20 protein-coding genes, 1 tRNA gene and 1 pseudogene are annotated in these 23,060 nt (G+C 62.5%); 11 read left to right on the forward strand and 11 right to left on the reverse strand.

What is annotated here, in order from left to right:
* Positions 1–58 precede the first annotated feature (58 nt).
* Genes RFM41_RS13350 through RFM41_RS13370 form a run of 5 tightly spaced genes read left to right on the forward strand, consistent with a single transcriptional unit; the run spans position 59 to position 3,980 of the window.
* A complete protein-coding gene (locus RFM41_RS13350; RefSeq protein WP_320249057.1) occupies positions 59–1,063 on the forward strand; it encodes a Gfo/Idh/MocA family oxidoreductase in 1,005 nt (334 codons plus the stop codon).
* Complete coding sequence (locus tag RFM41_RS13355) at positions 1,060–2,019, forward strand: sugar phosphate isomerase/epimerase family protein (protein WP_320249056.1); 960 nt, start codon at positions 1,060–1,062, stop codon at positions 2,017–2,019. The genes RFM41_RS13350 and RFM41_RS13355 overlap by 4 nt, the downstream gene beginning before the upstream one ends.
* 12 nt (positions 2,020–2,031) lie before the next feature.
* A complete protein-coding gene (locus tag RFM41_RS13360) occupies positions 2,032–2,340 on the forward strand; it encodes a MocE family 2Fe-2S type ferredoxin (RefSeq protein WP_320249055.1) in 309 nt (102 codons plus the stop codon).
* Between the two features lie 7 nt (positions 2,341–2,347).
* Positions 2,348–3,136: a TIM barrel protein gene (locus RFM41_RS13365; protein ID WP_320249054.1), complete on the forward strand. Its 789-nt coding sequence runs from the start codon at positions 2,348–2,350 to the stop codon at positions 3,134–3,136.
* Between the two features lie 19 nt (positions 3,137–3,155).
* Entirely contained in the window at positions 3,156–3,980 is an 825-nt protein-coding gene (locus tag RFM41_RS13370) for a 3-methyl-2-oxobutanoate hydroxymethyltransferase (protein ID WP_320249053.1), read from the forward strand.
* 476 nt (positions 3,981–4,456) lie between these two features.
* Here RFM41_RS13370 and RFM41_RS13375 read toward each other — a convergent pair.
* From RFM41_RS13375 to RFM41_RS13385, 3 genes and pseudogenes are all read right to left on the reverse strand, one after another.
* Positions 4,457–5,774: pseudogene (locus tag RFM41_RS13375) on the reverse strand (DUF2130 domain-containing protein).
* A 143-nt stretch (positions 5,775–5,917) separates the two neighbouring features.
* Entirely contained in the window at positions 5,918–7,111 is a 1,194-nt protein-coding gene (locus RFM41_RS13380; RefSeq protein ID WP_320249052.1) for a tyrosine-type recombinase/integrase, read from the reverse strand.
* 165 nt (positions 7,112–7,276) lie between these two features.
* A tRNA-Thr gene (locus RFM41_RS13385) sits at positions 7,277–7,352 on the reverse strand.
* Positions 7,353–7,424: 72 nt separating this feature from the next.
* Here RFM41_RS13385 and RFM41_RS13390 point away from each other — a divergent pair.
* The 3 genes from RFM41_RS13390 to RFM41_RS13400 all read left to right on the forward strand — a co-directional run bounded on the left by RFM41_RS13390 (position 7,425) and on the right by RFM41_RS13400 (position 9,368).
* On the forward strand, positions 7,425–7,649 hold the full coding sequence (locus RFM41_RS13390; protein WP_320249051.1) for a hypothetical protein: 225 nt from the start codon (positions 7,425–7,427) through the stop codon (positions 7,647–7,649).
* 40 nt (positions 7,650–7,689) lie between these two features.
* A complete protein-coding gene (locus tag RFM41_RS13395) occupies positions 7,690–8,886 on the forward strand; it encodes a hypothetical protein (RefSeq protein ID WP_320249050.1) in 1,197 nt (398 codons plus the stop codon).
* 71 nt (positions 8,887–8,957) lie between these two features.
* Entirely contained in the window at positions 8,958–9,368 is a 411-nt protein-coding gene (locus RFM41_RS13400; RefSeq protein WP_320249049.1) for a nuclear transport factor 2 family protein, read from the forward strand.
* Here the strand turns inward: RFM41_RS13400 and RFM41_RS13405 are convergent.
* Together RFM41_RS13405 and RFM41_RS13410 are read right to left on the reverse strand one after the other, a co-directional pair.
* Positions 9,344–10,969, reverse strand: a complete 1,626-nt coding sequence (locus RFM41_RS13405) for a cisplatin damage response ATP-dependent DNA ligase (RefSeq protein ID WP_320249048.1) — start codon at positions 10,967–10,969, stop codon at positions 9,344–9,346. The genes RFM41_RS13400 and RFM41_RS13405 overlap by 25 nt on opposite strands.
* 241 nt (positions 10,970–11,210) lie before the next feature.
* Positions 11,211–12,221 carry a ligase-associated DNA damage response exonuclease gene (locus RFM41_RS13410; RefSeq protein WP_320249047.1) on the reverse strand — a complete coding sequence of 337 codons (1,011 nt, stop codon included), beginning with the start codon at positions 12,219–12,221 and terminating at the stop codon, positions 11,211–11,213.
* Between the two features lie 108 nt (positions 12,222–12,329).
* Here RFM41_RS13410 and RFM41_RS13415 point away from each other — a divergent pair, with 108 nt between their 5' ends.
* The 3 genes from RFM41_RS13415 (at position 12,330) to RFM41_RS13425 (ending at position 14,375) form a co-directional block, all read left to right on the forward strand.
* Positions 12,330–13,253, forward strand: a complete 924-nt coding sequence (locus tag RFM41_RS13415; protein ID WP_320249046.1) for a methyltransferase domain-containing protein — start codon at positions 12,330–12,332, stop codon at positions 13,251–13,253.
* Between the two features lie 152 nt (positions 13,254–13,405).
* Complete coding sequence (locus RFM41_RS13420) at positions 13,406–13,780, forward strand: hypothetical protein (RefSeq protein WP_320249045.1); 375 nt, start codon at positions 13,406–13,408, stop codon at positions 13,778–13,780.
* Between the two features lie 64 nt (positions 13,781–13,844).
* Entirely contained in the window at positions 13,845–14,375 is a 531-nt protein-coding gene (locus RFM41_RS13425) for a P-loop NTPase family protein (protein WP_320249044.1), read from the forward strand.
* Here the strand turns inward: RFM41_RS13425 and RFM41_RS13430 are convergent.
* Genes RFM41_RS13430 through RFM41_RS13455 form a run of 6 tightly spaced genes read right to left on the reverse strand, consistent with a single transcriptional unit; the run spans position 14,372 to position 23,003 of the window.
* Positions 14,372–15,313, reverse strand: coding sequence for a 2-hydroxyacid dehydrogenase (locus RFM41_RS13430; protein ID WP_320249043.1), 942 nt, complete (start codon positions 15,311–15,313; stop codon positions 14,372–14,374). The two genes, RFM41_RS13425 and RFM41_RS13430, sit on opposite strands and share 4 nt — an antisense overlap.
* Before the next feature lie 40 nt (positions 15,314–15,353).
* The gene (locus RFM41_RS13435) at positions 15,354–16,982 is read right to left on the reverse strand and encodes an ABC transporter ATP-binding protein (protein ID WP_320249042.1); all 1,629 of its coding nucleotides are present in this window, start codon (positions 16,980–16,982) and stop codon (positions 15,354–15,356) included.
* Positions 16,979–18,118: an ABC transporter permease gene (locus RFM41_RS13440; protein WP_320249041.1), complete on the reverse strand. Its 1,140-nt coding sequence runs from the start codon at positions 18,116–18,118 to the stop codon at positions 16,979–16,981. The genes RFM41_RS13435 and RFM41_RS13440 overlap by 4 nt, the downstream gene beginning before the upstream one ends.
* Positions 18,118–19,215 carry a microcin C ABC transporter permease YejB gene (locus RFM41_RS13445; RefSeq protein WP_320249040.1) on the reverse strand — a complete coding sequence of 366 codons (1,098 nt, stop codon included), beginning with the start codon at positions 19,213–19,215 and terminating at the stop codon, positions 18,118–18,120. The genes RFM41_RS13440 and RFM41_RS13445 overlap by 1 nt, the downstream gene beginning before the upstream one ends.
* A 30-nt stretch (positions 19,216–19,245) precedes the next feature.
* A complete protein-coding gene (locus RFM41_RS13450) occupies positions 19,246–21,123 on the reverse strand; it encodes an extracellular solute-binding protein (protein WP_320249039.1) in 1,878 nt (625 codons plus the stop codon).
* On the reverse strand, positions 21,123–23,003 hold the full coding sequence (locus RFM41_RS13455) for an extracellular solute-binding protein (protein WP_320249038.1): 1,881 nt from the start codon (positions 23,001–23,003) through the stop codon (positions 21,123–21,125). The genes RFM41_RS13450 and RFM41_RS13455 overlap by 1 nt, the downstream gene beginning before the upstream one ends.
* Between the last annotated feature and the right edge of the window lie 57 nt (positions 23,004–23,060).

A 23,060-nucleotide genomic window follows, 5' to 3' on the forward strand; every position in this document is an offset into this window, starting at 1 on the left:
GTTGGTGCCACTCCGTGCCGCCGCTGCCCAATATTCTAAGAAGCAAAGCAGGACAGAAATGACAATACGCGTTGCGATGATCGGCGCCGGCCTGATGGGCGCGGATCATGCCAGGATCGTCGCCGAGGAACTGCCAGGCGCAACCCTTCAATTGGTCTGCGACATGGACGAGCGGCGCGCTCGTTCCGTCGCCGACGCCTGTGGCGCCCTCGACGTCGCCACCGACCCCGAGGGCGCCATCGCGCGGCAGGACGTGGACGCCGTGATCATCGCCAGCCCCGATTTCACGCATGCGCCGCTTTCAATGGCCTGCATTGCCGCCCGCAAGCGGGTTCTGTGCGAAAAGCCCCTGTCACAAGCCTCGGCCGACTGCCTCGCGGTGATGGAAGCCGAGCAGAAGGCTGGCGCGAAATTCGTCCAGCTCGGCTTCATGCGCCGTTACGACCGGTCCTATCAGGAGATGAAGCGGGCGATGGAAGACGGTCGTCTCGGCCGGGCGCTGATGATGCATAATTTCCACCGCAATGTCGAAACACCCGCTGCCGATTTCACCGGCGCGATGGCCATCACCAATTCCGCCGCGCACGAATTTGACGTGGTGCGCTACGTGCTGGGGACCGAATATGCCGCCATTTCCGCATTCCAGCCGAGGCGCTCGGACGCGCGTGTGGCACCCGTCGTCATGGTGCTGGAAACGGTGGACGGCCAACTCGTCAACATCGAGATCAACAACAACGCCGCCTATGGTTATGACGTGCGTGCTGAGTTGGTCGGCGAGCGCGGCACGATTGCGACCAACAATGTCGCCTACACCCGCACGGACTCAGCGCTTATCCAAAGCACAGCCTACGACGCCGACTGGCGGGCCCGCTATCACGATGCCTATCGCCGCCAGAACCGTGATTTCCTGTGCTTTGTCATGACCGGTGAGTTCCCCGCGACCGCCTCGGATTGCTGGGACGGCTATTGCGCCGCAATCGTCGCTGAGGCCGGCGTGAAGGCGCTGAAAGAAGGGCGCCGCACGCCCGTAGAGATGATTGCAAAGCCGGAGCTTTACGCGTGAAACTGGGTTTCGTATCCGACAGTCTCGGCGGTCTTCCATTCGACGCGATGCTCGACCACGCTCAGCGCATGGGGGTATCAGGCGTCGAGGTGAACACCTGCGGCTGGTCGACCGCGCCGCATTTCCGGCTGTCGGCGATGCTGGGCAACAGGGAAGCGCAGAAGCGCTTTACCGGAGCGTTCGAGCAACGTGGGCTTCAGATCATCAGCCTCAACGCAAACGGCAATCCGCTGCATCCGACCGATCCAGCCCAGGGCGAGGGTTTGAAGGACACGATCCGGGTTGCCGGCGAGATGGGCATCCGCACCGTCTGCACCATGAGCGGCCTGCCCGCCGGGAGCGCCGGCGACAGCATGCCGAACTGGGTTGTCTCGTCCTGGCCGCCGGAGACGCAGGCAATCCTCAAATATCAATGGGAAGAAAAGCTGATTCCGTTCTGGACCGAGATCGCGGCCCTGGCGAAGCAAAGCGGCGTCGAGCGCATAGCGCTCGAGCTGCATGGCAATCAGTGTGTCTACAACGTGCCCTCGCTCTTGAAACTTCGAGCAGCGGTCGGGCCTGTCGTGGGTGCCAATCTGGACCCGTCGCATTTGTTCTGGATGGGCGCGGACCCCCTCGCGGCTGCCGAGGCGCTAGGCGAGGCCGTCTATCACGTGCACGCCAAGGATACGATGTTGAACCGGCCCGTGCAGGCGACGACCTCACTGCTTGAGAATGGCAGCCTGATGGACATCCCGGCCCGCTCTTGGAGCTACATCACGCTCGGCTTCGGCCATGGCGAGGAGTGGTGGCGGCAGTTCTGCTATCGACTCAAGATGGCCGGCTATGACGGCTGGCTTTCCATCGAGCACGAGGACGTCCTTCTGAACTCGCTGGAGGGGCTGGAAAAGTCCGTCGCGCTGCTCCAGGGCGTGATGCCATCGGCTCCCGCAGACTTCAAACCGCAAGAGATCTGAGGAGAGACGCGAATGCCCTGGGTTGATGCCTGTGCCGCCGATGAAATCGAAGCCGAGGAGGCTAAACGCTTCGATAGTGGCGGCCGCACTTTCGCGATCTTCCGCAATGACGCGGATGAGTACTACTGCACTGACGGGCTTTGCACGCACGAGGCGATCCACATCGCCGACGGTCTCGTCATGGGCAACACCGTCGAGTGTCCCAAGCACGCCTCGGTCTTCGACTTCACGACCGGCGAGGTGGAGACTCCGCCGGCCTGTGAGAACCTCAGGACTTACAGGACGAAGGTCGAGAACGGCCGCGTCATGGTCGAGCTTTGAGCCGCCCATGAGCCGACCGTTCCAGCTGGCCGCTTGTGCCGAGATGCTTTGGCGGGATCGTCCGATGGCCTGGCGCGTTGCGCGTCTGCATGAGATGGGTTTCGGCGTCGGATTGTGGAATTGGCCCGACCATGACCTCGCGGCGCTCGAGAAGACAGGCGCGACCTTCACGATCATGAATGGCTATCTCGAAGAACGGCTCGCCGACGAGGAGGGCGCCGACATGCTCCTGAGATCGGCGCTGGAGACCGCCAGGGTGGGGAAACGCCTCGGCGTTGCGCGGTTGAACCTGCACGGCACCGGGCTCGGCGAGGGCGGCATACCCATCGTCAAGGCCGAGGTCGAGACCGGTCCTATGTGGCTGAAGGCGCGCGACACCTTGAACCGCATCTGCGACATGGCAGAGGCCGAAGGTGTCGTCTTCACGCTGGAAAACCTGAACCTGCTTGACCACCCCGGCTGCCCTTTCGGCTCGACGGCGGCGGTGCTGGCATTGGTGTCGTCGATCGACAGGGCGCAACTGCGGATCAATCTCGACCTCTATCACACCCAGATCGGCGAGGGCGACATCGTGCGTTGGTGCCAAAAATGCCTGCCCTTTATCGGCGAGGTGCAGGTCGCCGACAATCCGGGTCGCTGCGAGCCCGGCACCGGCGAGATGAACTGGCCTTACATCGCGAGAGCTCTGTTCGACATGGGATATCGCGGCCCGGTGGGTCTGGAAGCCTTTGCCCAAAACGATCCGGAAACGGCGCTGAACGCCTTCCGGCGGGCCTTCACGATCTGCGAGAAATGAACTGCGGCGGAGACTGACGATGGGCATGTATCACAGCCGTCCTCATGTCGAGGACATCCGAAAGATGAAGCGGGATGGGCAGAAGATCTCCATGCTCTTCGTCAGCACGCCCGACGAAGCTGCGGCAGCAGCGGCAGCGGGCATTCATATGCTTTCGATCGAAGGCCGATATTTCGACCACGAGATGCGGGATGCAGCCGGCAACTGTTTCGTGCAGGTCGGTCTGCCTTACGGCGGCTGGGGCAGTTTTGCCGGCCGGCCACTTGCGACAGCCGAGGACTATCTGCGTGCTGCCTTCCACTTTGCCGGCCTTGGCGGCGACGCGTTCTACTGCGCCGCCTCCTATGACATACAGAAGGCGCTTTGCGACAATCATCTCCCTGTCGTGGGCCATATAGGCCTGATCCCTTCCTACATCACCTGGACAGGCTGGCGTGCGGTCGGCAAGACGGCGGACGAAGCGATGCGCCTGTGGCGGCACACTAAGAAACTCGAAGAGATCGGCGTCTTCGGGGCGGAGCTGGAAGTCGTGCCCGACAGGGTGGCGAAATTCCTGACCGAAAATTCATCGCTTGTCATGCTCGGCATGGGCGCCGGCAAATATGCCGATGCGCAATATCTCTTCACCGAAGACGTGTGCGGCTACGGCAAAAACCACAAGCCGCGGCACGGAAAGATCTATCGCGACCTTGGCCCTGAGTTTCAGAAGATCCAGGACGAGCGCGTAGCGGCGTTCAAGGAGTACAAGGCCGACGTCGATTCCGGCAGGTATCCCGGTTATGAGCATACGGTTCCGATTGGCGACGCAGAGTTCGACATATTCATGCAAGCAGCCAAGGGATGACAACGATGGGGGTGCGGATAGCCGATCCGTCACGAGCAACGATCGGCGGAATCGTTCCCACCAACACCAGACCGCCAACTCTTGCCGAACTCAAAATGCTTGTTGCGAAGAAGGAGCTTATCCTTCCAGCGAAACTGGAAACGGTCGCCCGCATGATATTTGCGGAGCCGGACAGCGTGGCGTTCGGCAATTCCGTCTCGATCGCACGCCGTTGCAGTGTGTCAACTACAACACTGTCTCGCCTCGCTCCCCGGCTTGGCTTCAGGTCCTTCAAAGAAATGCAGAACTGCTTTCGCAATCATATTCTAGACCGACAGATGCAGTCTAAACCGAGCTAGCAACGCGACTGCATCAATCGCCACACTTTGAAGTCGGATTTTGACCAGGCAGCGAAGGCAAATCCGCTTTTTGGACCAGGGTTCCCGAAGCCGACGTTCCGCTTGCGGCCCCATTCGGGCAGTTCCCGTGAGACGTTACTAGTCGAGTTCGGGGAGGGGGCCTGCAACAGCCAGCACTTCGAGGCTTTCGATCTCTTGCATCACCTTCCCAGCGATGCCCTGGAGGTCGCCGTACATGCCGACTGTCGACTCGATCACTCCTTGAATCTGCGCTTCTCGCTTGGCCCACAGTCGGATCGTGGCCTTGCGCTCACGTGCAAGATCGTCCTGCATATCGGAGAACTTTTCGACGATGGCCTCGACGCGCTGGCGAAAACGGGCCCGGTCAAATAACCATAGACCAGTTCCATCTTTGAGGCTTGACCGACTTGGACTAAACGCGAGTTGGACAATTCGATTAGCGACTGCCGCAGCATAACCGCAACGGGAATGGCGCACTTGGGATGAGCGACATATACGCCGTCGACCAGGTCGAAAGTCTCAACGCCGGGGGGCAGGGTTTCTGAAATAAGCAGGGCGATGTCCGCCTTCGCCGCTCGCTGGTCGGACCTCAGCTTGGTGAGCCAGCCCTGACTCCAATTCTTCGTACGCTTTGACTCCCAAAGGATAGCCCCGCATTGCTGACCAGCCGGCCGATGACCCGCTGAAGGACGTCACCGCCAAATTCGCCCTTCGCCACCGGCTCGATCACGTCCACCGGGAAGCGACTGCTGATTAGCCCTTCCAACTCCAACTCCAGAGCTTCACCTTGCAACTGCTGGGAGCCCTGTTCAGCGCGACGCTTCAGATCCTCGATCTGGCGCTGCATGCCAGCGATCTGTTCCTCTTTCTCAACGATCTTCATTTTGAGGCCATCTTCGGCATCGGACCTCGCCTTTGCACGAACTGCGTCGAGTCCTTCCTGGACTTTTCGCTCGACCGTGAGAGCCATTTCCCGCCGCTCGTCCTCCAGCGCCCGCTGCTTCGCGAGAAATTCTGCCTGCTGCTTTTGCGCCTGCTCGAGCTTGTCATCGCGCGCCTTCAGCGTCTCCTCCAATTCGGCCACCTTGCGGTCGCGCTCGTCCAAATCGGCTGAGAGCAAAAGTTTGGCCTTGCGAGCCTCATCGGCCGCAATGTGACCCCGCTCGATCCTGAGCTTCTCGGCAACGAGGCTCTCGACGTCTTTTTTCGCCGCTGCCACCTCCTGGCGCTGACGCTCGAGTTCTTCTTCCCTGAGGGCAATCGCTGCATTCGTTTGGGAGATGCGCTGCTCATATTCCTCGCGCGTTGCAGCGATCAGCGGCCCTGCGAGTGACTCGTTGAGCTTGATGTCAGTCTTGCAACTCGGACACGTGATCGTCGGCTCGTTGAAGATCTTGTCGCCGTGCAGAGTCTTGCTGACTGGTTGAACGGTCATCGTAATCCCCCCTCGGAAGAATCGGTTTTCAAGGGCAATATTATAGGCGATGTCGCGCTACCTGAAAAGAACAAAGCAAGAACATACACTGCAATCGAACCAGCGCAAATGCGCGGAAATGGGAGACGGCACTTGCCTTAGAGTCACGATTTTATGGAGCGCATGGCATCCAACTGGTCGGCCCACCACTGCATCATTTGTACTCTTTCGTCCCAGTGATCACCGCGATGGTATGCCCTGCGAACCGCATCGGCATCCTTGTGAGCCAGTTGCCGCTCTATCGCGTCGACTGACCATTTGCCGCTCTCATTCAATATCGTGCTTGCCGTGGCGCGGAAGCCGTGGGCCGTAGCCTCACCCTTCGTGAATCCCATCCGCCTAAGGGCTGCGTTTAGAGCGTTGTCGGAAAGGGGCTTTTTGCCTGATCTGACTGAGGGAAATAGGAACTGTCCCCAGCCCGTTATAGCGTGCAAGTCTCGAAGGATAGCCACGGCTTGTGTCGACAGCGGGACGCGGTGCTCGCGTCGCATCTTCATGCGACCTGCGGGCACGCTCCACACTGCAGTAGTCAAATCGAACTCACTCCAATGAGCTTGACGGAGCTCGCCTGGCCGAGGAAAAAGAAGTGCGGATAGCTCAAGTGCCGTTCGGACTTCAGGCGTGCCGTCATACTCCCGGATCGACCTAAGCAAGCCGCCGAAGGCTTTGGGTTGCAGTAGTGCCGCGTGGTGCTTTGGCTGAGGGCCAGCAATGGCGCCTTTTAAGGCCTGCGTCGGGTCCGTTTCGCAAAGCGCAGATGATATTCCAAATCGGAAAACGCTCCCGATCACCCCGCGCATCCGACGGGCCGTTTCAAGTCGGCCTCGCTTCTCGACTTGCCTTAAGGCCACCAAGATCTCGGGCGCAGTTATCTCGTTGATTGGGCGGACTCCCAGCACTGGACGCGCCAAGTCTATCACCCACTCCGTCTTAGTGATCGTAGCTGGAGCACGTCCCTTACGTTTCTGAAGGGCAATGTATTCATCGGCCACAGCGCTGAACGTACGGGCTCGCGCCACGCTAGCGGTGATCTTGTCGAGCCTCCTCTGGGCGCTTGGATCTGTACCGCCTCGTAGAAGGCTCTTGGCCTCGTCCCTCTTCTTACGCGCGTCCGCCAAGCCGACGTCAGGATAGGCGCCAAGCGCGAGGGTTTTCTCTTTGTTATCGAAGCGGTACTTCAGCCGCCAGAGCCGGCCGCCTTTCGCCGTGACCAGCAGATACAGACCCCCGCTATCAGCAACTTTTCGATCCTTGCCGCTGGCCTTGAGGGACCTAACAGCTGCATCTGTAAGGGGCATATTTGGGGGTATCGCCTAAGCGGGGTGGTTCGATACCCCCAACGATACCCCCAATTTTGTTGAATGCAACCGGATATTGTCGGACTTCTTTGCACTAGTGATCGGCTCAAAAGCCCGCAAAAGCTGGGTTTGTCGGACTATCTTGGACTATGCTGGATGGGGAAGTGGTGCCGCTTGCGTGACTCGAACACGCGACCCCATCATTACGAATGATGTGCTCTACCAACTGAGCTAAAGCGGCCCGGGAAGCGTCAGGCTTCCAGAATGGGCTGGGTGATAGACTCAACCGCTCGCTAATTCAAGATGGGCAGCGGTGAATTCCGGCCTCGCCGGCGGCAATTTCCGATCTACGGTTACCGCGCCACGGGCGCAGACGGCGGCCCTGGCGGCGTTCGGGCAGGCGGTCCCTTGCACCCGGCTGGCCGGCGCGGCCGTGCCGGCGGTGACGAAAAATGTTGATTCTTCAACAAAAAATGCCGAAATGGCTTTGCCGGCAAGGCAGCCGCTCGCCGTTGATCGATTGGTCGTCCGCGGCTAACGATCAGACAACCGGGAGCGAACGTGCAGAGGGAGCTCGCTTGGACCCCATCGAGAAAGCGATCCGAAATGCCTTCGAGAAGGGCAATGCCGAGGACCGGGCGTTCCGCGAGAAGGTCTATCGATCGGCCTTTGCCGCGCTCGATCGCGTGTTGCAGGCCAATCCGAATGTCACGGTCGAGGCCGCCATCAATCGCCGCAAGGCGGTGCAAGCCAAGATCGCCGAGATCGAATCGGAGTTCCTGCCGGCCGTCCCCGACGTGACGCTTCCGCCGGAAAACGTCGCGTCGGCCGGCAATGGCGCGCCGGATCCGCGCGTCGACGCGCCGGCCGTATCGGCTGCGCCCTCGGTCGACGCGCCACGGCCGCCGTCACAAACCGCGCCGTCGCCCTCGATCACCGTCGACGGTCCGGTCCAGCCCGATACCTCGGACCAGCCGCGCTCGCGCGTGCTGCCGCGCGTTCCCGACATCATGCCGGGCGAGACGGCGCTTCCCGATGCGCCGTCGCTCGATGATTCGCCGGATGCTCCCGTCGGCAACGGCGCCCAGGTCGCGCCCGATCGCGACGAGCGGCGCATCAGGGGCCGGCGCCTGCCGCTGACCTCGATCTTCGTCGTCGCGACGCTGCTCGCGGCCGCCGGCATCGGCCTCTATTTCGCCAAGCAGACCGGTGTCTTCAAGACGGCGGCCGAGCTCAACACCGGCCCGCCGGAACCGACGCCGACGCTGGACGACGAGGATTCCTCGCAGCCGGCCGAACCCGGCTCGCCGCAGAAGCCGGGCGAGGCTGACCAGTCGAAGAACTGGATCAACGTCTTCTCGCCTGCCGATCCGACCCATGTCAGCGCGCCCTCCGACGCCGCCGCCGAGGTGATGAAGGACGACACCGGCCAGTTCCTGCGCATCCGCTCGGGCGCGTCGGGCTCGGCCATTGCGTTCGATGTCGGCCAGGGCGTGCTGGAGAAGCTTGCCGGCAAGCATGCCATGTTCGACATCGTCGCCCGCTCGGAAGAGGGCAAGGAAACGCAGATCTCGGTCGATTGCAATTTCGGCGATTTCGGCGATTGCGGCCGCAAGCGCTACGCGGTCGGCCACGAGCGCAACGAATATCTGTTCGACGTGCAGTTCCCCGACAAGCATCCGGGCGCCGCCGGCACGATCGCGATCAACTCCGACGTCGACCAGAAGGGCAAGTCGGTGGATATTTACGAGATCCGCGTTTCGATCGCGGAATAGTCTCCTCGCCACGATCGTTCCTCCCCCAAGCCCCACGGATCGCCGTGCTGGAAATTGGCAGGGAGGAGACGATGAACGATCCCAATTCTCAGGTGGGAGACGCCGGACAAATCCGTCTGCTGATCGACCAATGGGCTGAAGCCGTGCGCCGCAAGGACATGGACGGCATTCTGCGTCACCACGCACCGGACTTCATCATGTTCGACGTTCCGCCGCCGCTGCAATGCAGAGGCATCGAGGCCTATCGCGACACCTGGCCTCTGTTTTTTGGCGCCTCGCCTAATCCTCCTGTATTCGACATCGTCGATTCGAAGATCACAGCCGGTACAGATGTCGCCTTCGCAATCGCGCTGATGCGATGCGTGCTCGTGACGAATGGCCAATCCAGCAATCTGGATTTCCGGCTGACAATTTGCTTCGAGAAGATAGCCGGACAGTGGACCTTCAGACATGAGCATCACTCGGTGCCGGCGGTCGACTGATCCCAGTCCAACAGCGCCTGCAGCGTCTCAATGCGGTCGGCTTCCGCGGCCGGCTTGTCCCATCGCAGCCGTGAGATGCGGGGAAAGCGCATCGCCACGCCCGATTTATGGCGGGTCGAGCGGTTGAGACCTTCGAACGCCACTTCCAGCACCAGGCCGTTCCGACGGTCGGCGCGCACCGAGCGCACCGGGCCGAAACGCTCGATCGTGTTGTCGCGCACATATTTGTCGATTTCTCTCAGCTCCTCGTCGGTGAAGCCGAAATAGGCCTTGCCGACGGGGACCAGCTCTTCCGAGCCCTCCGGGCCGGACCAGACGCCGAACGTGTAGTCGGAATAGAAGCTGGAACGCTTGCCGTGGCCGCGCTGCGCATACATCAGCACCGCGTCGATGGTGTGCGGGTCGCGCTTCCACTTGAACCAGGGCCCTTTCGGCCGGCCGGCGAGGTAGGGCGAGTCCCAGCGCTTCAGCATCACCCCTTCGATGATCGGATGCGGTGGCGCCTGGCGCAGCCGTTCCAGCGTCTCCCAGTCGGGGAACGCGACCAGCGGCGAGAGATCGAAGCGACTGGAATCGAGCGTCCCAACGAAGGCTTCGAGCCGCTTGCGGCGCTCGGCGAAAGGCAGAGCGCGCAGATCCTCGCCGTCGATCTGCAGCGCGTCGTAGCAGCGCATGAACGCCGGATATTGCTGCTGGATCTTCGGCGAGACGCTCTTGCGGTTCAGCCGCTGCTGCAGGTCCGAGAACGTGCCCGTCGCCTCGCGCGGGTCGCCCACCAAGAGTTCGCCGTCCAGCGTCGCTTCGAAATTCATGGCGGCGGCAAGGTCCGGGAAGGCGCCGGACACGTCGTCGCCGGTGCGCGAATAGAGCCTGCGGACGCCGCCTTCGCACACCGCCTGCACGCGGATGCCGTCCCATTTCCATTCCGCCGCATAGTCGGCCGGCTCGAGCTTTTCGAGGTCGCTGTCGTCGACGGCATTGGAGAGCATCACTGGCCTAAACAGCGCGAGTGCTGCGCTTCTCGGCTTTTCCGCACGGCCCTCCAGCCATGCGAACAGCTCGGCGTAAGGCGGCGCCAGCCCGTGCCAGAGCTCCTCGATCTCGGCGACGTCGACCTTGCCGAGGTCGGCCAGCGCCTGCTTGGCGAGCCTGGCCGACACGCCGATGCGCAAGCCCCCGGTGACCAGCTTGATGATGGCGAAGCGCGCTGAGATGCTGGCGTCGTCGAGCAGCCGTGACAGCACCTTGGGCCCGTCGGAGCGGCTTGCCGCCTGCAGCCTGCCGACCACCTCGGCAAGCGTCGGCACATGGTTGGGGATATGGCCCTGTGGCTGTGGCCAGACCAGCGACACCGTCTCGGCGAGGTCACCGACATAGTCGTAGGAATAACCGAACAGCACCGGGTCCATGCGCTCGACCACCAGCGCGCGCAGCATCGCCGGCTTCACCGCCGCTATTGTGAGATCGCCGGTGATCGCCGCCAGCGCCAGCCCGCGATCGGGGTCCTCGACGCTGCGGAAATAGTCGGTCAGCAGCGTCAGCTTGCCGTTGCGCGACGGCGTCAGCACGAGACGGTCGAGGAGCTCGGCGAAGCGGTTCATGGGCGAGCCAGCCTGGCCAATAACGAAAGCCGGCGCGAGGCGCCCCCCTCTGGCCTGCCGGCCATCTCCCCCACTTGGGGGGAGATCAGATGTCGCCGTCGCTTTCGCCAATCGCCAACGTTGCAAAGGAAGTGCCTGCGGCCAAACCGCCAATCTCCCCCCAAGTGGGGGAGATGTCCGGCAGGACAGAGGGGGGCGCCGTAGAGCGCTACGCTGGCGATTGTCGAAACCTCCTCCGCCATCAATCGCCCTCGTCCTCGTACCCCACCAGATGCAACGGCCTCGCGGCGATGCCCTCCAGCTCGCACCAGCGCACCAGCGCCTCCTCGCGGCCATGCGTGACCCAGATTTCCTCCGCGCCGGTCTCTTTGATCGTGATGATCAGCTCGTCCCAATCGGCGTGGTCGGAAATGATCAGCGGCAGCTCGACGCCGCCCTGCTTGGCGCGCTGGCGGATGCGCATCCAGCCCGAGGCGAAGCAGGAGATCGGGTCGGGAAAACGCCGCGCCCAGCGGTCGGCGAAGGCTGACGGCGGCCCGATCACGATGGCGCCGGCGAAATCGGCCTTGGCTCCGGTCTCCACCGTCCCCGGCTCCAGCCGGCCGAGATCGATACCCTGGCTCTGATAGTATTCGCTGAGCTTGGCCAGCGCGCCATGGATATAGATGGGCCTACCGTAGCCGGCGTCGCGCAGCAGCCGCATCACGCGCTGCGCCTTGCCGAGCGCATAGGCGCCGATCAGGTGCGAGCGTTCGGGGAACTGCGCCGCCGATTTGAGCACGCGGGCGATCTCCTCATGATCCGGCGGATGCCGGAACACCGGCAGGCCGAAGGTCGCCTCGGTGATGAAGACATCGCACCGGATAGGCTCGAACGGTAGGCAGGTGGCGTCCTTCTGCCGCTTGTAGTCGCCGGAGGCGACGATGCGCATGCCCCCATGCTCGACGCAGATCTGCGCCGAGCCGAGCACATGCCCGGCTGGGTGGAAGGTGACGGCGACGCCGTTGATGTCGATCGTCTGGCCGAGTGCCGCGGCCTGTGTCGTTCCGGCGAAATCTTCGCCATAGCGCAGTCCCATGATGTCGAGCGTCTCTTGCGTCGCCAGCACCGAGTGGTGGCCGGATCGCGCATGGTCGGAATGGCCGTGCGTGATCAGCGCCCGCTCGACGGGCCGCACCGGATCGATGAAGAAATCGCCGGGCGGGCAGTAGAGGCCCTCCGGCCGGGATTTGAGCAGGTCGCTGGCGCGCATGGCTTTGAACATAGTGGCTAAATTTGCAGCGGGAAGCCTGTTGCAAGAGACTGCTGACTCGTCCTACAGCCAGCGGCCGGCTGGCCTCGCCGGTAGGGTCCTCCACATATGAAACCGCTCCAGGCCTCGTCGGGCGATTTGAACGCCGACCGTCGTGCCGATTTCGCCGAGATGCTGCTCGCCTCGGGAGAGCCCGCGCAGGCGGCGGAACTCTTGCTCGGGGCGCTGGAGCTCGCGCCGCAATGGGCGGCTGGCTGGTTTCGCCTCGGCGAGATGCAGGAGGCGGCTGGCCTGCCCGACCAGGCCGCTGAGGCCTGGGCCATGGCGCTGAAGCTGGAGCCCGCGGACCGCCTGGGCGCCGCGCTCAAGCTTCAACTGATCGGCAAGGCGCCAGCCGCGGCGGCGCCGCCCAGCGCCTTTGTCGAGACCTTGTTCGATCACTATGCCGACAGCTTCGAGGACTCGCTCGTCAGGAAACTCGGCTATGGGCTGCCGGATTTTCTCAGGCAGGCCATCGGCAGGGCAAGGCCCGGCCGGTTCCGGCTGGCCCTCGACCTCGGCTGCGGCACCGGCCTGGTGGGCGAAAGGTTGCGTCCTTTCGTCGACCGGCTGGAGGGCTACGACATCTCGGCCGGCATGCTGAGGAAGGCGAAAGCCAAGGGCATCTATGACCGGCTCGCCAAGGTCGACCTCCAGCATTTCTCACACACTGGCGACAGAGCTGACCTCGTGGTCGCGGCCGATGTGTTCATCTATGTCGGCGCCCTCGAACGTATCGTCGGCGCGGTGGCCGGGATGCTTGCCGAGGGCGGCATATTCGCCTTTTCGCTCGAGACGCTTGCCGGCGGCGGCGATTTCGCCCTTTTGCCGTCGCGGCGTTATGCCCATTCCGAGGCCTATGCGCGGCGCGTGCTTTGCGCCAACGGGCTTGCGGTCCTGTCGCTGGAAAGCACGATTATCCGGCATGACCGGCATGATCCGGTCGAAGGCCTGGTCATCGTGGCTGGCTTCCCGCTGCAACTGCCCAGGTGACTTCGACAACCGCATGAGCCGGACCTTGCTGCGAAAAAGCCTGAATGGCATGGTCGGGGTCGCGCGGGGCGGTGACCAAAGTCTTTGTTTTGCGCAATTCCGGATGGAAAACCACCACGCGGTTTTTCTGGAATTGTCCTAAGGAGGGATCCATGCGCTGGACCATGGTTGTGTTGGCGTCCTGCCTGACGGTCGCCGGATGTGTCGGCGGCACATCGCTGGCCGAGCGTCAGGACGAGGATATCCAATCCTCATTGCAATATGACGATGTGCCTTGCGACCAATTGCTGGCGCAGCGCAATCAGCTGGCGCGGCAGAACAATCTGCCCATCACCGCCAAGCCGAGCTTCTCCAATCCGGCGATGGGCTTTGGCCCGTTCATACCGGACATGCGCTCCAAGGCGCAGCGCGCCAGCAACAAGGCGAGCGGCGAGATCGATGCCATGAACCGCTCGATCGAGCGCCGCGACTGCGGCAAGCCGAAGAAGAAGGAGACGTTCGGGCTGCCCGGCTCGAAACCGTCCTGAGAATTCGATATTCGACATCCGCTTTGCGATCGGTCGGGTCGTCGAGCTTCGTTTGAAGGCCGCCATGAACCTCTCGGACCTCGGCAACCGCATCTGCATCCTGGGGCCGTCCAACAGCGGCAAGTCGACCCTTGCCAACGCGATCGCCCGCAAGCGCGGCCTTGAGCCCGTTCACCTCGATGTGCTGCACCATCTGCCCAACACCGACTGGGAGCCACGCCCAAAGAGCGAATTCATTGCCCTGCACGACGCCGCAATCGCCGGCGAACGCTGGGTGATGGATGGAAATTATTCAGTTTGCATGCCGCAGCGACTCCGGCGGGCGACGGGCCTGATCCTGCTGGATATCTCCACGTCCATGAGCCTGCTGCGCTACTTTCGGCGAACTTTGTTCGAGACCGGAAGGCTTGGCTCGCTGGAAGGCGGCCGCGACAGCGTCAAATGGGACATGATCCACCATATTGCCGTGGTCCAGCCGCGAAATCGCAAGCGATATAGCATGATGTTCGACGCGCTCGACCTGCCCAAGCTGCAGCTGTCCTCGGTGGAAGCAATAAAGCAGTGCTTTCGCGCGTGGGATTTGACCCTGAATTAGTAACCCGCCTCGCGGTCGACCAGATTGTCGAGCTTTTCGCCGCGCTCGAAGGCGGCCATCTGCCGAAGCATGATCGGCACCAGATGGGCCGGGTCCGACGTCGCCGCCGCATGCGGCGTGACGAACACTTTCGGATGGCTCCATAGCGGGCTGGTCTTGGGCAGCGGCTCGACTTCGAACACGTCGAGGCTCGCCTCCTTCAGCGTGCCGTCGTCCAGCGCGCGCACGATATCGGCGTCTTTCTGCAGGCGGCCGCGCCCGGCATTGATCAGCACGGCGCCGCCAAGGCCGTTGCGCCGGCGCAACTCCTTGAGCAGCCCGTAATTGACGATGCCTTGGGTTTGCGGCGTGAGCGGCAAGAGCACGACGAGGATGTCGGTGGCGTTGAGGAACGGGATCAGCCCCGCTTCGCCGGAATAGGTCGAAACGCCCTGCATCGGCCGGTCGCTGCGCGACCAGCCGTTGACGGCGAAGCCGAGCGAAAGCAACGCCGAAGCCGCGGCGCGGCCAAGACTGCCAAGCCCCATGATGCCGACGGAAACGTCGCCGGCCACCCGTTGCGGCGGCTCGTGCCAGATCTTCTTTTGCTGCTGGGCTCGGTAAAGCGAGGCCTGGCGATGGTGGTCGAGCACACGCCAGACGACATATTCAACCATGTGCTGGGTGAGATTGTCGGCGACGATCTTGACGATCGGCACGTCGGGCAGGTCGGGATCGGCAAAGATATGGTCGACACCGGCGCCGATCGAAAAGATGGCGCGCAGATTGGGCAGCGACTTGAGAAGGTTGCGCTTCTGCTTCCACACCACCGCATAGGTGATCGACGGATCGTCGGCGCCGTTCGGCTCCAGCACGACCTCGCGCTCGGCCGAGAGCAGCTCACGCCAGCGCTGCGGGTGGATGCCCGTGAGGGCGAGCAGGATTTTGCCTTTTTCCATTCTCGGATTTTTCTTCCCTGTTTCGCCAGTGCGGGTCCGGCTATTCGCTGACCACGCCGGTCGGTGCGGTCTCGATCTTGAAGGCCGCCGCCATCAGCGCCCGCGTATAGTCGGTTTGCGGGCTGCTGAAAATCTGCTCGGAAGGTCCCGCCTCGACGATCTGGCCATTGCGCATGACGATGACGTCATTGGCAAGGGCGCGGACCACCTTGAGGTCATGGCTGATGAACAGATAGGCGAGATTGTGCTTGGCCTGCAGGCCGCGCAACAGGTCGACCACCTGCGCCTGCACGCTCATGTCGAGCGCCGAGGTCGGCTCGTCGAGCATGACGAAGCGCGGGTTGAGCACCATGGCGCGGGCGATGGCGACGCGCTGGCGCTGGCCGCCGGAAAATTCGTGCGGGTAGCGGTGGCGCGTTTCGGGATCGAGGCCGACCTCCTTCAGCACGGCGACCACCCTGTCGTCGCGCTGGTCGGCCGAGAGCTTGGGCGCGTGGATCTTCAGCCCTTCCTCGATGATCTCGGAGACCGAGAGGCGCGGGCTGAGCGACCCGAACGGATCCTGGAACACGATCTGCAATTCGCGGCGCAGCGGCCGCATGGCGCTGAAGGAGAGCTGGTTGATGTCGCGTCCGTTGAAATTGATCGTGCCGGTCGATGAGATCATCCGCGCCAGCGCCAGCCCGAGCGTCGTCTTGCCCGAGCCGGATTCGCCGACCACGCCGAGTGTCTGGCCGGCGCGCACCGTGACGTCGATGCCGTCGACCGCCCTGACATGGTCGACGGTCTTGCGGAAAAAACCCTTCTTGATCGGGAACCAGACCTTGATGTCCTTGCCCGTCATGACGGATTTGGCGCCCGGGTCGGCTGCCGGCGGCTTGCCCTTCGGCTCGGCCGCCAGCAGGTGTTTGGTGTAGTCATGCCGAGGATTGGCGAAGATTTCCCTGGTTGGGCCGCTCTCGACGATCTTGCCTTTGGTCATGACGCAGACGCGGTCGGCGATCCGGCGCACGATGCCGAGGTCGTGCGTGATGAACAAAAGCGACATGCCCTTGCGGGCTTTCAGCTTGGCCAGCAGCTCGAGGATCTGCGCCTGCACGGTGACGTCGAGCGCCGTCGTCGGCTCGTCGGCGATCAGAAGCTCGGGCTCGTTGGCCAAGGCCATGGCGATCATCACGCGCTGGCGTTGGCCCCCGGAGAGCTGGTGCGGGTAGGCGTCGAGGCGCTTTTGCGGATCGCGGATGCCGACCTCGCTGAGCAACTCCAGCGTACGCGCGCGGGCCGGAGCATCGCGCAAGCCCTGGTGCAGTTGCAGCACCTCGACGATCTGCTGCTCGATCGTGTGCAGCGGGTTGAGCGAGGTCATCGGCTCCTGGAAGATCATGGTGATCTTGTTGCCGCGCACGCCGCGCAACGCCTTTTCGTTCATGGCGAGCAGATCGTCGCCGCTGAACAGGATCTTGCCCGAGGGGTGGCTGGCGGCGGGATAGGGCAGGAGCTTCAGCACCGACAGCGCCGATACCGATTTGCCCGAGCCGGATTCGCCGACCAGGGCAACCGTCTCGCCCTTGGCGATGTCGAAAGAGACATGGTCAACGGCGATCGATTGCTTGCCGCCCTGCGCAAAGGCGACGCTCAGATCTTGGACGGACAGCAGCACTTCGCTCATTTGAACGTCTTGCGCGGATCGAAGGCGTCGCGTGTCGCCTCGCCGATGAACACCAGCAGGGACAGCATCAGCGAAATGACGATGAAGCCGGAAATGCCGAGCCAGGGGGCGTTGAGGTTGCGCTGCGCCTGTTTCAGCAGCTCGCCGAGCGAGGCCGAGCCGGGCGGCAGGCCGAAGCCGAGATAGTCGAGCGAGGTCAGCGTCGAGATCGAGCCCGAGAGCAGGAAGGGCAGGAAGGTCAGCGTTGCCACCATGGCGTTCGGCAACAGGTGCCGGAACATGATGGTGAGGTTTGGCACGCCGAGCGCGCGCGCCGCGTTGACATATTCGAAGTTGCGGGCGCGCAGGAATTCGGCCCGCACCACGCCGACCAGCGCCACCCATGAAAACAACAGCATCAAGCCGAGCAGGATGAAGAAGCCGGGCGGCAGGATGGCCGAGACGATGAGCAGGAGGTACAGCACCGGGATCGCCGACCAGATTTCGATGAAACGCTGGAAGAGAAGGTCGGTCCAACCGCCGAAATAGCCTTGCACCGCGCCGGCCGCGACACCGACCAGCGACGAGCCGAGCGTCAGGATCAGGCCGAACAGAACCGAGATCCGGAAGCCGTAGAGCACGCGCGCCAGCACGTCGCGGGCCTGGTCGTCCGTGCCCAGCCAGTTCCAGTTGCCGATCACGCAGTTCTCGTCGGCCTCTCCCTTCGGGTACTGACTGCAGCGCGTCTTCTTGTCGTAAAGCCAGAACGGCTTTGCCGGCGCCGGTTCCGGAATGGCGTTGTTGACCGTCTGGTAGGAGTAGCGCACTGGCGGCCAGATCATCCAGCCGTTGGAGTTGATCTCGTCCTGGATCACCGGATCGCGATAGTCGGTGACGGCGTAGAAGCCGCCGAACTTCTCTTCCGGATAGGCGACCAGGACCGGAAACAGGATCTCGCCCTTGTAGGAGGCGATGATCGGCTTGTCGTTGGCGATCAACTCGGAAAACAGCGACAGCACGAACAGGAAGAGGAAGATCCAGAGCGACCAGTAGCCGCGCCGGTTGGCCTTGAAGTTCTGCAATCGCCTCTGGTTGAGCGGCGACAGGAATGGCCTGCGGGGCCGCGCCGGCGCACTTTCGATCGCGGCCTCGGCCATCAGATGTCTCTCCGCTCGAAGTCGATGCGCGGATCGACCCAGGTGTAGATCAGGTCGGACATCAGGCCGACGAACAGGCCAAGCAGCGAGAAGATGTAGAGGGTGGCGAACACCACCGGATAGTCGCGGTCGATCACCGACTTGAAGCCGAGCAGGCCGAGACCGTCGAGCGAGAAGATGTTCTCGATCAGCAGCGAGCCGGTGAAGAAGGCGGAGATGAAGGCGCCGGGAAAGCCGGCGATCACGATCAGCATGGCGTTGCGGAAGACGTGGCCGTAGAGCACCTTGCGTTCCGACAGGCCCTTGGCGCGCGCCGTCACGACATATTGCTTGCGGATTTCCTCGAGGAAGGAGTTCTTGGTAAGCAGGGTGGTCGTCGCGAAAGCCGAGAGCACGAGCGCCGTCAGCGGCAGCGTCATATGCCAGAAATAATCGGCGATCTTGCCCGGCCAGGAGAGCTGGTCCCAATTGTCCGAGACGATGCCGCGCAGCGGAAACCAGTCCCAGAACGAACCGCCTGCGAACAGCACCATGAGCATGATGCCGAACAGGAAGCCGGGAATGGCATAGCCGACGATGACGACGCCACTGGTCCACACATCGAAGGTCGAGCCGTCCTTCACCGCCTTGCGGATGCCGAGCGGGATCGAGATCAGATAGGACAGAAGCGTGATCCACAGGCCGATGGAGATGGAGACGGGCATCTTCTCCAGGATCAGGTTCAGCACCGAGATATCGCGGAAATAGCTGTCGCCGAAATCGAAGCGGCTATAGTTCCACAGCATCATGCCGAAGCGCTCGAGCGGCGGCTTGTCGAAGCCGAACTGCTTTTCCAGCTTCTTGATGAATTCGGGATCGAGCCCCTGCGCCCCGCGATATTTCGAGCTGACATCGCCGGCAACGTCGAAATTGCCGCCGCCGCCGGCATCGCCGCCACCGCTGCCGAGGCGATCGTTGCCGCCCTGGTTGGTCAGCCGGGCAATCACCTGCTCGACCGGGCCGCCCGGCGCGAACTGGATGACCGCGAAGGAGATCGCCATGATGCCGAACAGCGTCGGGATCATGAGAAGAATGCGGCGCAGGATATAGGCGCCCATCAGGCGACGGGTCCCGTGCGAACAGTGATGTCAGGCTTTGCCAATCTTTGCCGCCTTGCCCTTGTCGAACCACCACAGCGCCTCGACCGGAAAGCCGAAATCGGGTTTCTGCTCGGGGAACCCGAACATGTCCCAATAGGCGCTTCGGTGATTCGCCAGATACCAACTTGGAATCCAATCGCGCCGTGCGCGCAAGGCCCGGTCCAACGCGCGCATGGCGGTGGTCAGGCTTTCACGGTCCTTGGCGGCGCCGACGGCATCGATCAGCGCATCGATTGCCGGGCTTGCAACGCCCGACAGGTTGCGTGAGCCCGATATGGCGGCGCTGCGCGAGTGGAAGAAGATTTCCAGATCGTCGCGGGTCGGTGTGGCGCTGAAATTGAAGGCGGCCGACAGCAGGTCGAAATCGAATGTCGATTGCCTGAGCTGGTACTGCGCTGAATCCACCAAGCGGATCGAGGCGTCGATGCCGATGGCCTTCATGTTGGCGACCCAGGGGGAATAGACCTGCACGAATGTCTCGTCGTCGACCAGGAATTCGGCGGCAAGCCGCCCGCCCTTGTCATTGACCACGAAGTCGCCGGAGCGTTTCCAGCCGGCCTCGGCGAGCAATTTCAGCGCAGCGCTCAGTTGCTTGCGGTCCCGCCCTGACCCGTCCGATGGCGGTTGCGTCACCGCCTCGCCGAAGGTCTCCGGCGGCAGCTGGTCGCGCAGCGGTTCCAGCAGCGCCAGCTCCTGCGCCGTTGGCATGCCTGTGGCCCGGAAGTCGGATTTCTCGAAGCAGGATTGCGAACGCTCATAGGAACCATAGAAGAAATTGCGCCGTGTCCATTCGAAATCGAAGCAGAGCGCGATCGCCTGCCGCACACGCGGATCCTTGAATTGCTCGCGCCGCTGGTTGACGGCTGTGGCTTGCATGGAGGGCGTGGTTTCGGCCGGAAACTCGTGCTTGACCACCTTGCCGGCGGTGAAGGCCGGAAAGTCATAAGCGGTTGCCCATACGCGCGATGTGAACTCCTCGCGGTAGAGGATATCGCCCTTCTTGAAGGCCTCGAAGCCGGCGGTCCGGTCCTGGTAGAATTCGATGCGGATACGCCCGAAATTGTTCTGGCCGCGATTGACCGGCAGGTCGTTGCCCCAATAGTCCGCCACCCGCTCATATTCAATCCAGGCGCCCGCCGACCAGCGCCCGACCTTGTAGGCGCTCGAGCCGAGCGGCGGATTGAGCTGCGAGGAATCGAACGGGTTGGCCGTAAAGAAGGCCTTCGAAAGGATCGGGAATCCGACCACATTGAGGATGGTGCGGGCCGATTGCTTGCCGGAGAATTTGAGCTCGACCGTGTGGGTGTCCTTCGCCACTGCGTCTTCAAGATGTGTCAGCGACAGCGCGTAATCCGGATGCCCTTTGTCCTTCAGCAGCTTGAAGGTGAAGGCGACATCGTCGGCGGTGAGCGGCGTGCCGTCATGGAAGCGTGCCTGCGGGCGCAGTGAGAAAATGAAGCTGTTGCGGTCGTCCGAGATCGTGACACTGTCGGCGATCAATCCATAGACCGCGTCCGGCTCGTCGAGCGCCCGCACCATCAGGGAATCGAAGCACATTTCCATGCGCTGTGGGGAATCGCCCTTGGGGACGAAAGAGTTCAGTGTGTTGAAGGTCTGCGGGCTCTGGTTTTGGCCCCAATTGGGTGGCGAGAAATTGAAGGTGCCGCCTTGCGGCGCATCGACATTGACATAGTCGAAATGCGTGAAATCGGGTTTGTATTTCAGGTCGCCGAAGGCCGACAGGCCGTGCAGCTTGACGCCGGTCGGGGTGTCGGCAAAGGCTCGGCCGGGTAGCAGCGCAGCGGCCGTGGCCGCGGCGCCGAGCGCCAGGAAGTCGCGGCGAGGAAGCAAAGTCCGCGGCCCCATCAATTGAGGCCTTTGTATTTGGCGGCCAGCGCCTTTTCCTTCGCCGTGTCGATCCACCAGGAATCGATATCGGCGCCGCGGTAACTGGGCTGCTTCTCCGGCATGCCGAACTTGTTCCAATAGGCCAGCCACACGACGGCGCGATAGTATTGCGGAACGACGTAGTAGTTCCACAGAAGGATACGGTCGAGCGCGTGGGTCGTGGCGACAAGGTCGTCTCGATCGGTGGCGAATATGATGCGGTCCACGAGAGCATCGACGACTGGATTCTTTATCCCGGAATAATTGCGCGATCCGGGCGTATCGGCGGCCTTCGAACTCCAGAAATCGCGTTGCTCGTTGCCGGGCGATTCCGACTGCTGCAACTGGCTGGTGATGACGTCATAATCGAAATTGTTGACGCGGTTGATGTATTGCGTCTGGTCGATGATGCGCAAACTGGCGTCGACGCCGATCTTCCGCAGATTGGCGATCCACGGGCTGGAGATCACTTGATCGGTGTCGTTCCAGCCAAGGATCTCGAATCTGAACGGCGCGCCGGTCTTGGCATTCACCATCTTGCCGCCCTTGATCACCCAGCCAGCCTGGGCAAAGAGGTCGACCGCCTGCTTCAGGTATTTCCGCTCGGCCTGCGGCGAGTCGTAGACTGGTAGCTTGAACTCCTGCGTGAACAACTCGGGCGGGAGCTTGTCACGGTATTTTTCGAGGATTTCCAGTTCCTTGCCCTGCGGCAGTCCGCTCGACGCCAGCTCGGTGCCCTGGAAATAGCTGTGGGTACGCGTGTTCGAATTATAGAACAGCGTGCGGTTCATCGTTTCGAAATCGAACGGAAGCGTCAGAGCTTCGCGCACGAGGCGGTCCTGGAGCAGCGGCCGTCTCTGGTTGAGTATGAAGGCCTGCATGGGTTCCGGCGAGGTGGTCTTGAACACCTGCTTGACCACATCGCCGGAGCTCACCGCCGGAAAATTGTACGCCGTATTCCAACGCCTCGAGCTGTTTTCCGGCTTGATGTCTTCCAGCCCACCTTTGGTGAAGGCCTGCCAGGCGGCATTGTCGTCGAGGATGTAAGTGAAGCGCTGGGTGTCGAAATTCTCGCGGCCGATCTTCACCGGCAGCTTGGCGCCCCAATAGTCCGGCACGCGCTGCCAGACGATCTCGGCGCCCGGCTTGAAGCTGGCGATCTTGTAGGCCGCGGAGCCGAGCGGCGGCTCCAGCGTCGGCCTGGTGATGTCGCGCTTCTTGCCGTTGCCGTCGGTGCCTTCCCACCAGTGCTTCGGTAAAACGACGAGATCGCCAAGGATCTTTGGCAGTTCGCGGTTGCCTTTCTGGTTGAAATGGAACTCGACTTCGCGGTCCGAGACCGCGACGGCGTCGGTGACGTTCTCGAAATAGCGATTGTACATCGGGCTGTTGGCCTTCAGCACCCGGAACGACCAGATCACATCGTCAGCAGTAATCGGCTGACCGTCATGCCATTTGGCGCGCGGATCGAGCCGGTAGGTCGCGGACGAATAATCCGTCGGATATTTGTAGGCTTCGGCGATCAGCGGGTGGCTGACGCTGCCCTCATCGGTCGCCTGGTCCATCAGCGTATCGTAGAGTAGTCCGCCACCAAACTGGGCGAAGCCGGCGGCCGGCGATCCCTGAACGATATAGGGGTTGAAGCTGTCGAACGTTCCGGTGACCACGGAGTTGTAGGTGCCGCCCTTCGGCGCATCCGGATTGACGTAATCGTAGCGCTGGAATTTCTCGCCATATTTGGAGGGGCCGATCAGCGAGGACGTCGTATGCCATTCATCGGCGAAGCCGGCCTGCAGGCTGGCGGCGAAGGCGAGCGCGAGCGCCGATGCGAAAAGCGTGGGGAAGCGGCCAACCTTCATGCGTTCTCCTCGTCGCGAGCCCCGGAGCATTCATCGTTTCGCGGAAACGATGGCCGC

This window comes from Mesorhizobium vachelliae (genome assembly GCF_033977325.1).
Taxonomy (GTDB): Bacteria; Pseudomonadota; Alphaproteobacteria; order Rhizobiales; family Rhizobiaceae; genus Mesorhizobium; species Mesorhizobium vachelliae.

Excerpts from the sequence above, each read along its gene's own strand:
- RFM41_RS13380 (WP_320249052.1), bottom strand. The coding sequence starts at position 7,111 with ATGCCCCTTACAGATGCAGCTGTTAGGTCCCTCAAGGCCAGCGGCAAG.
- RFM41_RS13450 (WP_320249039.1), bottom strand. The coding sequence starts at position 21,123 with ATGGGGCCGCGGACTTTGCTTCCTCGCCGCGACTTCCTGGCGCTCGGC.
- RFM41_RS13455 (WP_320249038.1), bottom strand. The coding sequence starts at position 23,003 with ATGAAGGTTGGCCGCTTCCCCACGCTTTTCGCATCGGCGCTCGCGCTC.
- RFM41_RS13445 (WP_320249040.1), bottom strand. The coding sequence starts at position 19,215 with ATGGGCGCCTATATCCTGCGCCGCATTCTTCTCATGATCCCGACGCTG.
- RFM41_RS13370 (WP_320249053.1), top strand. The coding sequence starts at position 3,156 with ATGGGCATGTATCACAGCCGTCCTCATGTCGAGGACATCCGAAAGATG.
- RFM41_RS13410 (WP_320249047.1), bottom strand. The coding sequence starts at position 12,221 with ATGCGCGCCAGCGACCTGCTCAAATCCCGGCCGGAGGGCCTCTACTGC.
- RFM41_RS13430 (WP_320249043.1), bottom strand. The coding sequence starts at position 15,313 with ATGGAAAAAGGCAAAATCCTGCTCGCCCTCACGGGCATCCACCCGCAG.
- RFM41_RS13350 (WP_320249057.1), top strand. The coding sequence starts at position 59 with ATGACAATACGCGTTGCGATGATCGGCGCCGGCCTGATGGGCGCGGAT.
- RFM41_RS13435 (WP_320249042.1), bottom strand. The coding sequence starts at position 16,982 with ATGAGCGAAGTGCTGCTGTCCGTCCAAGATCTGAGCGTCGCCTTTGCG.
- RFM41_RS13425 (WP_320249044.1), top strand. The coding sequence starts at position 13,845 with ATGAACCTCTCGGACCTCGGCAACCGCATCTGCATCCTGGGGCCGTCC.
- RFM41_RS13365 (WP_320249054.1), top strand. The coding sequence starts at position 2,348 with ATGAGCCGACCGTTCCAGCTGGCCGCTTGTGCCGAGATGCTTTGGCGG.
- RFM41_RS13440 (WP_320249041.1), bottom strand. The coding sequence starts at position 18,118 with ATGGCCGAGGCCGCGATCGAAAGTGCGCCGGCGCGGCCCCGCAGGCCA.
- RFM41_RS13405 (WP_320249048.1), bottom strand. The coding sequence starts at position 10,969 with ATGAACCGCTTCGCCGAGCTCCTCGACCGTCTCGTGCTGACGCCGTCG.
- RFM41_RS13415 (WP_320249046.1), top strand. The coding sequence starts at position 12,330 with ATGAAACCGCTCCAGGCCTCGTCGGGCGATTTGAACGCCGACCGTCGT.
- RFM41_RS13420 (WP_320249045.1), top strand. The coding sequence starts at position 13,406 with ATGCGCTGGACCATGGTTGTGTTGGCGTCCTGCCTGACGGTCGCCGGA.
- RFM41_RS13400 (WP_320249049.1), top strand. The coding sequence starts at position 8,958 with ATGAACGATCCCAATTCTCAGGTGGGAGACGCCGGACAAATCCGTCTG.
- RFM41_RS13360 (WP_320249055.1), top strand. The coding sequence starts at position 2,032 with ATGCCCTGGGTTGATGCCTGTGCCGCCGATGAAATCGAAGCCGAGGAG.